This is a genomic window from Celeribacter arenosi (assembly GCF_039539485.1).
Lineage (GTDB): Bacteria > Pseudomonadota > Alphaproteobacteria > Rhodobacterales > Rhodobacteraceae > Celeribacter > Celeribacter arenosi.
In genome coordinates this window covers 1,058,394-1,071,073 of record NZ_BAABDF010000007.1, presented here as the reverse complement: position 1 = coordinate 1,071,073, position 12,680 = coordinate 1,058,394, and the positions used below count along the sequence as shown (strand labels likewise).

Sequence of the window (12,680 nt, the reverse complement as noted above, 5' to 3'; positions counted from 1 at the left end):
GCGTACTCAGGCTGCGCGCGGTGGCAATGCCTCGCGCAAAAGATCGAAACTTGCGCCGTCGCGATGGCCGCCATCCGATAGAATGCGTTTCCAACGGCGCGCGCCCGGTTGGCCTGCGAAAATCCCGAGCATATGCCGCGTCACCTGCGCGAGCTTGCCACCAGCCGCAACATGGGCACCGATGTAATCCTCCATAGCGAACACCGCATCCTCACGGGTGAGTACAGGATTATCCACCGAATAGACCCGACGATCAGCATCGGCGAGGATGTCATAGGGTTGGTGATAGGCCGCGCGTCCAACCATGACGCCATCCATCACCTTCAAATGATCCATCGCCGCATCCAAAGTCGCAATCCCGCCATTGATCGACAGGTGCAGATCGGGGTGCGCCGCCTTCATCCGATGGACAAGGTCATAGTCGAGCGGCGGGATATCGCGGTTTTCTTTTGGGCTGAGCCCCTGCAACCACGCCTTTCGCGCGTGGATCTGGATGCGTGTGATCCCTGCCGCCTTTAGCCGCGCTATAAAATCGGGCAGCACCACATGCGGGTCCTGATCATCCACCCCGATGCGGCACTTCACGGTCACCGGCACGTCACCTGCCGCGCTTTGCATAGCCTCTACGCAGGCGGCGACCAGATCCGGAGACTTCATTAGTATTGCCCCGAAGGTCCCCGATTGAACGCGATCCGACGGGCATCCGACATTCAGGTTCACCTCGTCATACCCACGATCCACCGCCATTCTCGTCGCCTCGGCGAGTTCGCCGGGATCAGATCCGCCGAGTTGAAGCGCAACAGGGTGTTCCTCGGGCGAGTAGTCGAGCAGATGCAGCGCGCCACCGCGCACAAGAGCCGGCGCCGTCACCATTTCTGTATAGAGCAGCGTATGCCGGCTCAGGACACGATGAAAATACCGACAATGGCGGTCGGTCCAATCCATCATGGGTGCCACACTTAAACGCGCAGCTTTTTGTGCGTTATTTTTCAAAGTGTTAGCTCAATTTTCCTGTAAATTTCGTGTAGCGCGATTTCCCGGGTTTCCACCGGATTTTCGGGGGTTTTCGGGGGTTTTCGATTCTGGCGTGCTACCGTGTAACACATCTTGGCAACACGAACAGCGTCCAGATTGGCAGCCCTTGCGCTGTCGAGATCCCCCTTCCCATTCGCTCGAAAACGGACACGGAAATCGGCCATCAAACCTCATTTTTCTTCTGATAGTTTGAACCGACTTCCCGATTATCAACAGCAAGATGGGAAGAAAACCATGACAGATATCGACGATAGCACGTTTAGAACGCTCGCAGAAATCAAGGCCGAGAGGGCCAAGTCTGCATTCGGCACCATGCCACAAGTCAAACAGCCAGTGGCAGATGCAAACTTTTTGAAAGCCACTCCACAGGCGCAGCCTGAAGTGAAAAAGTCTAAAGCAAAAAAGAAGATCGTGGTGGGTGAAAGTGACAAGTTCGACGAACCAAATATGACGCGACGCATCAGCAAATCAGGATGCGTCACCTACATGGTTCAGATCAGGCGTCGTGTGAACGGCAAACAATATAGCCTCAGCAAAACCTTTCGGCATCTCGGGAACGCCAAGAAGTTGCGTAACAAGAGGCTCTTGGAAATCGAAGTTGATGGGTTTCCAATTCAGATCGTCACCGAGACAACAATTGCAGACGTCATTCAAGATCGGCTTACACGCGGCAAACAAGTCGGGCGCTCTGCCATCCAGAACCTAAAATTTATTCGCGACAGCGAATTTGGAGACACCAAAGTTTCTACGCTTACTCAAGCGCAACTATACGACTTTTCAGACTTACTACTTGCCGGCGAGCGAAGCCCACAAACCGTCGCTGGTTACATGGTCCATCTGGCGGCAACTTTGAAATGGGCAAAGCGCAGAGGCGCGCTCATCCCTATCGCCGTTGTGATCGATGCCATGGAAGTGATGTGGGAAGACGAATTACTGGCGCGATCAGAGGAAAGGGATCGTCGCCCAGACCTCGGAGAGCTCGACAAGATCCTGAAAGCGATCGTTGCAAATAAGCGCCAAAAGATCCCTGTAGCAACTATTATGGTATTTGCGATCTTTTCCGCGCGGCGTCTCGGGGAGATCTGCAGATTGCGCTGGGAAGATTTAAAGGTCTCGGAAAGCAAGATTTGGGTGAGAGAGATGAAGCATCCTCGCAAGAAAAAGAAGAACAATGTTTGGTGTGACCTGCCACCAGAAGCATTGCAGATTATTCTTTCGATGCCGCGGACTTCTGAATTTATCTTTCCCTACAATCCTCGTTCCGTGGGAGCCGCGTTCCGGCGGCATCGCGACAAAGTAGGCGTGATCGACTTGCGCTTTCATGATCTTCGCCACGACGCAATTAGCCGCCTCAGTGAGATGGGAATACTCCAGAGTTTCGTAGCCAAAACCTCGGGGCACAAAGGTGAATCCTGCTTGGAGCGTTACACTCATGTTGAAAAAGTCGGCGACAAATACGCGGATTGGCCATGGCTGGCAGTTATTCTCAATATGAACGGGTTTTAGACCTTTTGACCTTGGTGGTCGCAACAAATGCTTGCGGCCACCCTCCCCACCAAAAATGCAATCAAACCCCTTTTCCGCAGATTGAGCGCCAAACTCATCTCTTCTTCACAAGCAAAAGGAGACACCCATGAAAACCATCGACATGCTGCTGGCCCACTTTGGCGGAAACCCAATTATCCCTTTGGAAACTGCGGCAAATTTTCTTCAGTATAAGCCAGACACTCTCAAGCAAAAAATCGACAATGGCGAAATTCGAATTCCCTACTTCAGTATCGAAGAAGACGGTCAAAAAGCTCGGCCAAGCCAAAAGGCGCAAAAATTCTTATACCTGACCGAAATTGCGGCCGTCATAGATCGCAAGCGCATCGCGTCTCGCGAAAACTCCGAAAGCGTTTGGGAAGAAGCGGATGCAGCATAGTCAGCGCATCGTCCTCGTTATAGATCTTGACCTCGGTATTCTCGGGGTCACACTTTTCTCGCTCTCTTCATAGCGCTTTGCAAACCGGCCGCTCAAGAAACAGCCGTCGCCAATGCTTCGGCTTGCCGCAAAACGGTTTTCACAGCGTCCATTGCGAGGTCTGGAGGAAAACCATGCCGTTGCAGGATTTTCTTAACGGTCACCCGCATCTTTGCCCTAACATTGTCCCGTCGCCACCAATCGGTGCCGGAATTTTTTCGAACAGTGTCAACGAGTTCTGTCGCAATGACCCGCAGTTCTTCATTGCTCATTATTTCGACGGCGCTGTCATTTAGGGCCAATGCATCATAAAATGCGCGCTCTTCCTGACTAAGTCCATCTTCTGGTTCATCCCGCAGGTCTTTTGCTATTTCGATGAGTTCTTGCAGGACCTGAAGCGCATCAACGCTTCGGTTGTGGTAATTTGCTATCGCCTGCTCGAGGCGCGACGAAAATTCCTCCTTCCGAACAACATTTGTTCTGGTCCTTGAGGTAATCTCACCATTCAAAAGCTTCTTGAGTGCCTCGACTGCCAGGTTCCGGTGCTTCATGTTCTGAATCTCAATCATGAACGCATCAGACAATACACTGATATCAGGTCTATCGAACCCACAAGCCTCAAGGATATCTACGACTTCCGTGGAAGCGACGGCTCTATTCACAAGTTGCTGGATCGCGAAATCTGGCGAGCCTGATTTATTCGCCCCATTCCCGGCTCCGACTTTTTCCAAGCCAGAACGAACCGCAGAAAAGAACGCAACTTCTTCGGTATGTGCTTTTGCCTGAGTGCTTCCTGATGCCAATTTGAAGGCTTTGACCAAGCTGGCAACAGCATCGTTGAACCGTTTGACGGCACCTGAGCCATCTCCTGCGTCACGTTCCTTTTGTAAGATGTGATCCAAAGCCGCTGGCAACACTTTTAGCCGCTCGGCGGGTGTGCCCCCAAGAGAGCTCGAATAGTCAAATCCGTGAAATTGTGAACGTGCAACATCCAACGTATCCAAGAATGCCGCGACAGCTTCTGCCTCGCTAATGCCTGTCTGTTTTTGATCCGATTGAGAGTAATGCGCCAGAGCGTTCTTCAGGTCTGCAGCGATGCCGATATAGTCAACAATTAGACCTGCAGGCTTGTTCTGGAACACTCGGTTCACTCGAGCAATGGCTTGCATTAACCCATGTCCTTTCATGGGTTTATCCACATAAAGCGTGTGCATGCATGGGGCGTCGAAACCCGTAAGCCACATGTCCCGCACAATAACGATCTTCAACGGATCTTCGGGATCTTTAGCGCGGTTCCTGATCACTTCCTGGCGCGTCTTGGATCGGACATGGGGTCGGAATTCGGCCGGATCTGTGGCATTTCCAGTCATGATGACCTTTACCGCACCGCGGTCATCGGTATCGCTATGCCAATCAGGGCGAGCCGCAACGATGCGTTCATAAACTTCGACGCAGATGCGGCGGCTCATGCAGACGATCATGGCCTTCCCGTCGATCGCCTCTATGCGCGCGTCAAAGTGGCTGAGAATGTCTTCGACAACAGTATCCAGACGTTTCTCAGCCCCAACCAGTGCTTCCACGCGCGACCATTTTTTTGCAACTGCGGCAGCGTGGCTGTCTTCCAGAGTATCGGTTGCTTCATCAAACTCTTCATCAAGCTCCTCGCTTAGATCTTCGTCCAGTTCGATCTTTGCGACTCTGGCTTCGTAATAGATCGGAACAGTGGCACCGTCTTCCACAGCCTGCGCGATATCGTAGACATCAATGTATTCCCCGAACACACTTCTGGTATTTGCACCGACAAGTTCAACAGGCGTCCCCGTGAACGCCACATAAACCGCATTAGGAAGCGCCTGACGGAGCTGATAGGCCAAACCGTGTTGAACTTCGCCCGTGTCTTTTTTCAGCTTAGCCTCGAAGCCATATTGGGTGCGGTGTGCCTCATCAACCATTACGATCACGTTGGAGCGCGACGTGAGTTCCGGGAACACCTCGCCCTTTTCAGGGCGGAATTTCTGGATGGTCGAAAAGACGATTCCCCCAACCTCACGATTCAAAAGCGCCTTTAGATCGGAAATGCTTTCAGCCTGAACCGGTTCTTCTCCAAGCAGATCCTTGCAGCGACCGAAAGTTCCGAACAATTGATTGTCCAGATCATTCCGGTCAGTCAGGACAAGTAAAGTTGGATTTTCAAGCCCAGAGTGGTGCATCATCCGCCCGGCAAGAAAGGTCATCAAAAGCGACTTGCCACTGCCCTGAGTGTGCCAGATCACCCCACCTTTGCCATCAGTGCCCCTCGCTCCCAATACCGTATCGACAGCTTTGCGCACTGCGTGGAACTGGTGATAGCCGGCAATCTTCTTGATTGGCCCCTTGCCTTCGTCCTCGAACACCACGAACCATCGCAACATGTCCAAAAGCATCTCTGGAGTTAGCAACCCCTGTGTCAACGTCTGCAATGCAAGGGTCGAATTCTCCGCAACGATCGTTTCACCATCCACAGTTCGCCACCGCATGAAACGGTCCAGACCTGCCGACAAAGAGCCGTAGCGCGCGTTGAACCCGTCAGAGATCACGGTCAAAAGGGTTGTCCGGAAAAGGTCAGGAATGTCTTCCTTATAAGTATCGATCTGCCGATACGCCGCGTCGATGTCCGCACCTTCTGTGCCTTTCAGCTCAACGACAACCAACGGCAACCCGTTCAAGAACAGAACGACATCCGGAATGCGTGGGTTTTTTCCTACCACGTCGACCTGATTGATGGCGCGCCAGTCGTTGTTTTCATTCGACCAATCAACAAGCTGCACCCGAGCGTTCCGCTCTTCCCCGTCCGCGAAATAGGTCAGTGGCACTCCATTGACGATCAGATCATGCAGCCGGCGGTTCTCCTGAACTACATCCGTTGCGAACACCACGTCATGAACGCGCGCAGCTGCCTCCTGAATTGCTGTATCAGGGAGTTCAGGGTTCAACCGTTTGAGAGCGTCAAAGAAAACCGGAAGCAGAAAAGTCTCGCGAAAGCTGGTGCGCATCGGCTTGCGCATTTCCGGTGAGATTTCAGCGCCGTGATGCAAGGCATACCCGAGCTCCCCCAGATCCTCCATGAACACCACTTCAAGGTCCGCTTCACTTGCCCAGGCCATCAGATCAGATTCTCCCCGGACTTGAGGCCTTGGTTCAGCTCAGCCAACGGTCCTCTTAGCGCACGCTCCCATTTCTGTATGTGCTCAACATGCCAAGCAACGTATTCAGGCCAGCCTTCGCGGTTATACCCTTCGCACGGGCGCCCAAACTGCAGGCGACTGGCTTTCTTGTTGTCCAGACGCAGCCACTCGATCTCATGGCCGAAAGCAGCTTCGATCTCGTCCTTTTTCTCAATCAACCGATCGAACAACCACTTGTTTTCGGCGGCATCTGCCCGACCGAAGGTGAATTCAACCCTGATCTCGGATTTAGCAAAGATCAGCGCATAGGGGCATGAGCGCAGCCCTGAACCAGCGCTCAGCCAGTGGTCCTTTCCCGGGCTGATGTTCTGATACAGCGTATCACCCGCCTCTTTCAGCGCATCGAGCGTCATCTCCCAGTAGTCGCGCCGCAATTTGTGGCGGCTCTTCTGCTCGCCTTGAGCCCCGCGTGCCTCAGTCTCTTTCTCTGCCATTCCGATCATGAAGTCCGCAGCCTCAGGCGTAGGGATCACGGGCTGTATGTCGACAAATAGCTCATCTCCAAACACATAGGGCACGACCTTAAAGCAGCGCGCGTCGATCCGGTGTTCACGCAACCACAGAACAGTCGCCGTCACCTCTTTGCGGAAATGGGCAGCGATGAACATCAAACGCTGATCGTTGCCGGGGTTCAGCACGACCTCGTCCAGCTCCTCAACCTCCAGAAACTCGCAAATCAGCCCGGCGGCGTTCCCGCCCCCGCAGTAACGCTCCAGATATTGCTGATAGATGTCGATGATCTGTGTCTTGGTCAGACTTGAAACATAGGCCGTATATTTCAACGCCTGCCACGCCACATCTCGGCCGCTGTCATCCAGCTTGTTCTCGATCACGACCAGTTGCCCGTCCTTGTCGAGCGCCAGCAGATCAAGCCGTTCGCGGGTATCCGCGAAGCCGTCGAATTCCTTCTGAATGATCAACAGCTCTTCACCCAAAGCATCCGGCTGATTGGCCAGCCACTCCTGCAAGTGCTCCCGCTCACGCAGGTTGAGGTCGGCAAAGCGCTTTTCTTCAAGCTTCTTAAGGCGGTTTTCAGATCGGTTTACTTGGAACATTAGACTGCAGTGCCTCCGCTTGCAGCGCCTTGGCCAGGGGACTCCATTTCATTGGTCAGGCCATCGACGAGTGTAGCAATTTCTGAAACCCCTCCCGTCAACGCAGCAAGACCGAGCCTGACTGCTTTGCTGCCAACTTCTTTACCTGCTCCTTGCGCAACGCTTTCCAAGAAACAACGCCAAAGGCTCTTGCCGCCGCTCTTTTTGATTTTTGTCTCCACTTTCTTCAGTTCAGAATGGAGCGCTTCCTTTTTCCTTTTATCAAAGAGGCTTGCTATCAGTGATAGGAATTTTGCGCCGGACAGAGTGATGATGGTTCGATCGAACGATGTGTCGACAATCCCAAAATCGGTTTGAACTAAGCTTTTTGCATAGTCACGAAGGAAGCCGTCTTCAATTTGCAACCGGATCGACCCAGCATGTGTGATAGCGTCACCTTCGTTTTCACACTGCTTTAAAATGAGAGCGCGGAGGCGCGCCTTGGCATTATCCTCACTTGCAAGCATTCGGAACGAAAGCTCATCCATCATAGATCGGATTCTGCTTCTTTTTGCTCGCAGGTCTCGCGACATTTCGAATGCCGTCGGAGGTGTGTCCCAGTCCCAGATTTCACGGTGATCCACGAGCAAGCGCAGGACCAATAGATCGATCTCGCGCTTGGTCATAGTTGTGAAACCGTTTTCAAGATATGCTTCCAAAAATTCCTCGGTGAACTTTTCTTTGTTCAAGTCTTCAAAATTACTCATGAAAATTCCTCAATATCTTCGCGGGTCTCGCCCACGCGCAATTCGCCGGACATCAGGCGAGGCAGGAGCGTGTCGCGGAGGGTGGCGAGGGTTTGATTTTCGTAGAGCGTCAAGCAATATCGATCGAACATTGGTTCAATCTCATTCTCAAAAACCTCCATGATCTCAGGTGGAGCAATTCTCACCGAAAATGCATCAAGGTCTTTCCGCGTGATATGACCTAAACCCGTGGTCTGCTTATTTCGCGCAATCTCAGCGAACTCAGGCATGTAAAACTTGAGAATAGTGAATAAAGCCGCTTTGCTCATCTTGCCGTTCGGACGAACCGCAAAAATATGCTGATTGAGCCATGCATCTTTAAGCGCCCAAATGAAGGCATCTATCGAAGTGTCCGGATTGCCCGACCACGAGAATAAGAGATCCCCCCGACCAATCCGGAACTTCTCTCCAAGATCCGTCGCCGTAAATTTTGTATTTCCTGTAACGCCAGCTTTGAGTTCGGCAATCTTGACCACCGGTAGCGCATCAGGCGTTTTTGCGAAGTGCATTTTCTTGTAAGCCGCGCCATTCACCCAATCTGACTGGGCAATAATCGGCTCTTCGGTCCACCCCTCCGGCAGGCCATCCTCGCCGAAGCTGTCGGGGAAGAGGGCCGCGGTGGCGGCGTCCATGTGGGCGGCGGCGCGGCCTGCGGCTTTGGCGTGGACGGGGTCGAAATCGACGAACCAAGACCGATAGAGCGCCCGCGCCATCTCTTCCAACGTCGCCGCCGTCTTGCGGTTCACCTCGATCTTGTCATCCAACGCCCCGAGGATCGCAGCGATCTCGCGTTGCTCCCATTCTTCATGCTCTGGAACCTCTAAACAATGAAGTTGATCTTTAGAGACATTTGGAAAGGTCGAGCCAGTTGCGGCGACCAAAAGGTCATCAAGCTGATATTCAATAACGCCGCGCAACCAAGGTTGATATTGTGCGCCGCCCTTGTGTCTAAGCGCGGCAATGCCTCGTCCAATGGCATAATCCTGATCCGCCCAGTTCATGCGCCCAGTTGTCGAGCCACGAACACAGAAAAGCAGATCATCAGGCTGGGCGTATCGCTTCGGATCGGTCGTCCATTGAGTGGGAAGCGGATGGTGCGACCCAAACTCGGTAGGCCCATTCAATAATGGCAACCCAGCCGGTGAATTTGAGCATGCATCTCCCTTGGGAGATTGGCCCATGACGATTTCTGCAACATCGGATAGTTGGCCCATTATTGCAACGCCCCCAGCCGATCCTCAATCTCCTTTTCCAGCCGTCGCCCCTCGGCAAACTGACCGCGCAATTCCCCCACCAGGCGGGTGAACTTCTCTTCAAATGGTTCGCCGTCATCCTCCACGGCCCCAGCCCCCACATAGCGGCCCGGGGTCAGAACGAAATTGTGCTTGGCGATTTCATCCGTTGTGGCGGATTTGCAGAAGCCCGCAACATCCTCATAGGCGCCTGCGTCCGGCTCCCCCCGCCATGCGTGATAGGCGGTGGCGATCTGGACGATTTCATCCGGCGACAGCTCTTTCTGCTTGCGTGATCCGGGCACCAGCGCGCCCATCTTGCGGGCGTCAATAAACAACACCTCACCGCGACGATCGCGCAGCTTGGCGTCCTTAGCTACCCCGTTAGATTTGTCCTTGGCCAAGATCCACAGGCAGGCCGGAATCTGTGTGCCATAGAACAACTGCCCCGGCAGGGCGACCATCGCATCGACCGCGTCGCCCTCAACCATCGCGCGGCGGATTTCGCCTTCGCCAACCGACATGGACGACATCGACCCATTGGCCAGCACGACGCCGCCAATCCCCGTTGACGACAGGTGCGCGTGGATATGTTGGAGCCATGCAAAGTTGGCATTGCCCACCGGCGGCGCGCCGAACTTCCACCGCGTATCCTCGCGCAGCAGATCACCGGACCAGTCCGAGATGTTAAAAGGCGGATTGGCGAGGACATAGTCGAACCGCTCATCGGGGAAGGCATCCTTGAGCAGTGTTCCTTCGGAGTTCCAGCGGATTTCAGCAAAGATGCCGCGGATCGCAAGGTTCATCCGCGCCAGACCATAGGTGGTGTGGTTGCGTTCCTGCCCGTAGATGGCGATGTCGTTCTTCTGGCCCTTGTGAGCGTCGATGAACTTTTCCGACTGAACAAAGAAGCCACCCGTGCCGCAGCAGGGATCATAAACGCGGCCCCTTGTCGGCTCGATCATCTCGATCAGCGTGTCGACGACGGGTTTCGGGGTGTAGAATTCACCGCCGCGCTTGCCTTCGGAGGATGCGAATTCGCCAATGCAGTATTCATAGATGCGCCCGATCAGGTCGAAATCGGCCTTGCTGCCTTCGAGTTTGAGGTTCGAGAACAGATCCATCAGGCCGGTAAGCATAGCGCGGTCAATGCTTTCCTTGCCGAATACCTTGGGCAGAGCGCCCTTGAGGGTTTCATTGTCCGCCTCGATCGCGCGCATAGCATCGTCAATCATGATGCCGATCTTGGGATCCTTGGATTGCTTGGCGAGGGTGGACCAGCGCGCCTTTTCCGGCACCCAGAAGATGCTCTCGGCCAGGTATTCATCGCGGTCCTCGGCGTCGGAATACTCATCCTCGCTCAGCTTGGTGTGTAGCCTTTCGAAGGACATCGAGACGTAGCGGAGGAACAGGAGGCCAAGTGCAATGTGCTTGTATTCGCCGGCATCCATCGACCCACGCATTTTGTCGGCTGCTGCAAATAGTGTTTTTTCAATGCTCATACTCGTCCCCAAATGTCTTTTTGTTCTTGTCCGATGAATTTCGGAAGCAACCTATCCGCAAATAGTGGCGGGTTTCCGGCATCTTTTCAATGGTCTGGCTGGGCAAAGTGAGAACTTCTGGGGTTTAGCCGACTGGCGGAATAGTAGAAAATACAGGAACTTACCGTCGGCTATGTGCCGGCGCCAAAAAGCTCAGCTTAGTCTACTAAGATCAGGCACTTTGGAGAAATGGCGGCTGTCAGTCTCCAACCGGTTTGTCATCAGAACTTGGGATTAGATGCACAACTCGCATGTCCACCGTCGGGATTGTGCGAAACGTAATATAGGGATCTTCCAGCTGAGCGCCTACGCCTGATGGCAGATATCATCCGACAGGATTCTCACTCTTTGGCTTAGACTGGATCACAAGAATACCTTGTGATCCAGAAACTGACTGTGGATGGCTTTCAAAGCGAGGATTTCAACTGGCCTGCGGCAATGACCATGCCACCTCCTTGCCAATCTTCACCTTGCTCACAAGTCCTTTAGTTTCCAATCCGCTAAGCACATTGCGAAAAGCTGCGAGCTGGGCCTTTTCGTCTGCATTAGAAGTCCATTCAGCCACAGCAATTAGCGGCTTAAGTGCCGTGGTTGGAAGCGGTCTGACGCCGCCAGAATTGAGAGCGCGCAGCACAGAAAGGATCGCAATTTGGTGCGCGTTGAGCGTCGGACTGCAATTCGCCATCCGCGATGAACCGTCAATGAGTTCGGCGACGACAGTCGAACGTTCGTAATTTTCATCATCAAATCCGAGCAAGACTTTCTTCAAGCGGTATGAGAACCGCATCCCGTTCTCCATATTCCGCTGTTTGGTCGTGGTCAGAATGACTTCCTGCGTCTCGTCATCCTTTCGGACCGAGAATTCGCTATCGACATTTGATCGGATCGCTGAGGAACCTCGCCCGCCGCGATCCTCCTCTCGCCCAGTATGGTGCACGAGAAGCACGTGAGCGTCGAGCGCCTCTGCTATTTCCTGGGCACCAGAGACGACAAGCGCCATTTCGTTGGAACTGTTCTCATTCATGTCGCCTATCGCGTGGATCAGGGTATCAACAATGATTAAGCTGACTGGCCCCCCCGCGGCACCAAGATGGGTGCGAAGACCCTGAATGAATGCGGCTATCTGTTCTGGGTCGCCAAGTGCGAAACGGTCCTTAATGACAAGGTAGTCTTCAGCATCGGTTGCGCCTTTCAACGCTGCGTGAATGCGGTCTTTCACCGCGTCGCCTCCCTCACCACAAATATGCACGACGACGCCTTTTCGGGTCGGCATGTCCAGAACGGGCAGACCTTGCACAACTTGTGCGCCAAGTGTCACGGCCAGAGCAGTCTTGCCGACATTGCTTGGCGCAACCATGATGCCGACCTCCTTTCGACGGCAGAAACCCCGAATGACATGATTACTTTTCATGCTTGGGACATGGTCGTTAACACGGTTAAAGACGAACTTTGGGCGGATATTTTCCACTGCTCTCATTTTGGGTCCTTTCAATTCACGCCGGAGAATTGCCCTCGCGGCTAACCGGGACGTGCGATCGAGAAGGACATCAAAGAAGCAGGGTTTGATTGCTTAAGATTTTTCTGGAAAGGAGGGCTATCAAACTATTTTCGGCGATTTATTTCCGTCGTCTCGAGGAAGGACACAGATAAGAAAAAGGCTTCGCAGGCGAGCCTTTTTCTTATCTGTGTCTCTTCCGGACTTTGCTGTGTGTCTGGTTTCAAATCTGAAGCGCTCACCGGCGATCCCAGCTCAAGCAGGATCAAGATTTTTGTGCTTCGCCGGATGAACCCACCTCCTCGCCAGTTAGACGACAGGCTTTTTGGGAGAGGACGGCTCCCCGAGCA

Annotated in this window: 9 protein-coding genes; 2 read left to right on the top strand and 7 right to left on the bottom strand. The window is 53.5% G+C overall.

All coding sequences use genetic code 11. The features are described 5' to 3' along the window. Window positions 1-6: 6 nt before the first annotated feature. Window positions 7-993, bottom strand: coding sequence for a tRNA dihydrouridine(20/20a) synthase DusA (dusA, locus tag ABD815_RS12830; protein WP_344847648.1), 987 nt, complete (start codon window positions 991-993; stop codon window positions 7-9). 276 nt (window positions 994-1,269) lie between these two features. Between dusA and ABD815_RS12825 the strand changes: the two genes are divergently transcribed. Together ABD815_RS12825 and ABD815_RS12820 are read left to right on the top strand one after the other, a co-directional pair. Beyond that, window positions 1,270-2,541: a tyrosine-type recombinase/integrase gene (locus ABD815_RS12825; protein ID WP_344847647.1), complete on the top strand. Its 1,272-nt coding sequence runs from the start codon at window positions 1,270-1,272 to the stop codon at window positions 2,539-2,541. Between the two features lie 127 nt (window positions 2,542-2,668). Continuing rightward, on the top strand, window positions 2,669-2,959 hold the full coding sequence (locus ABD815_RS12820) for a pyocin activator PrtN family protein (protein ID WP_344847645.1): 291 nt from the start codon (window positions 2,669-2,671) through the stop codon (window positions 2,957-2,959). 92 nt (window positions 2,960-3,051) lie between these two features. Here the strand turns inward: ABD815_RS12820 and ABD815_RS12815 are convergent, their stop codons facing one another. The 6 genes from ABD815_RS12815 to ABD815_RS12790 all read right to left on the bottom strand — a co-directional run bounded on the left by ABD815_RS12815 (window position 3,052) and on the right by ABD815_RS12790 (window position 12,312). Then, window positions 3,052-6,141 carry a type I restriction endonuclease subunit R gene (locus tag ABD815_RS12815; protein WP_344847644.1) on the bottom strand — a complete coding sequence of 1,030 codons (3,090 nt, stop codon included), beginning with the start codon at window positions 6,139-6,141 and terminating at the stop codon, window positions 3,052-3,054. After that, window positions 6,141-7,277, bottom strand: coding sequence for a DUF4268 domain-containing protein (locus tag ABD815_RS12810; protein WP_344847642.1), 1,137 nt, complete (start codon window positions 7,275-7,277; stop codon window positions 6,141-6,143). Before ABD815_RS12810 ends, ABD815_RS12815 begins: the two co-directional genes overlap by 1 nt. After that, a complete protein-coding gene (locus ABD815_RS12805; RefSeq protein ID WP_344847640.1) occupies window positions 7,277-8,023 on the bottom strand; it encodes a hypothetical protein in 747 nt (248 codons plus the stop codon). Before ABD815_RS12805 ends, ABD815_RS12810 begins: the two co-directional genes overlap by 1 nt. Continuing rightward, on the bottom strand, window positions 8,020-9,276 hold the full coding sequence (locus tag ABD815_RS12800) for a restriction endonuclease subunit S (RefSeq protein ID WP_344847638.1): 1,257 nt from the start codon (window positions 9,274-9,276) through the stop codon (window positions 8,020-8,022). Before ABD815_RS12800 ends, ABD815_RS12805 begins: the two co-directional genes overlap by 4 nt. Beyond that, window positions 9,276-10,796 carry a type I restriction-modification system subunit M gene (locus tag ABD815_RS12795; RefSeq protein ID WP_344847637.1) on the bottom strand — a complete coding sequence of 507 codons (1,521 nt, stop codon included), beginning with the start codon at window positions 10,794-10,796 and terminating at the stop codon, window positions 9,276-9,278. The genes ABD815_RS12800 and ABD815_RS12795 overlap by 1 nt, the downstream gene beginning before the upstream one ends. A gap of 460 nt (window positions 10,797-11,256) precedes the next feature. Further along, window positions 11,257-12,312 carry an AAA family ATPase gene (locus ABD815_RS12790; protein ID WP_344847635.1) on the bottom strand — a complete coding sequence of 352 codons (1,056 nt, stop codon included), beginning with the start codon at window positions 12,310-12,312 and terminating at the stop codon, window positions 11,257-11,259. Between the last annotated feature and the right edge of the window lie 368 nt (window positions 12,313-12,680).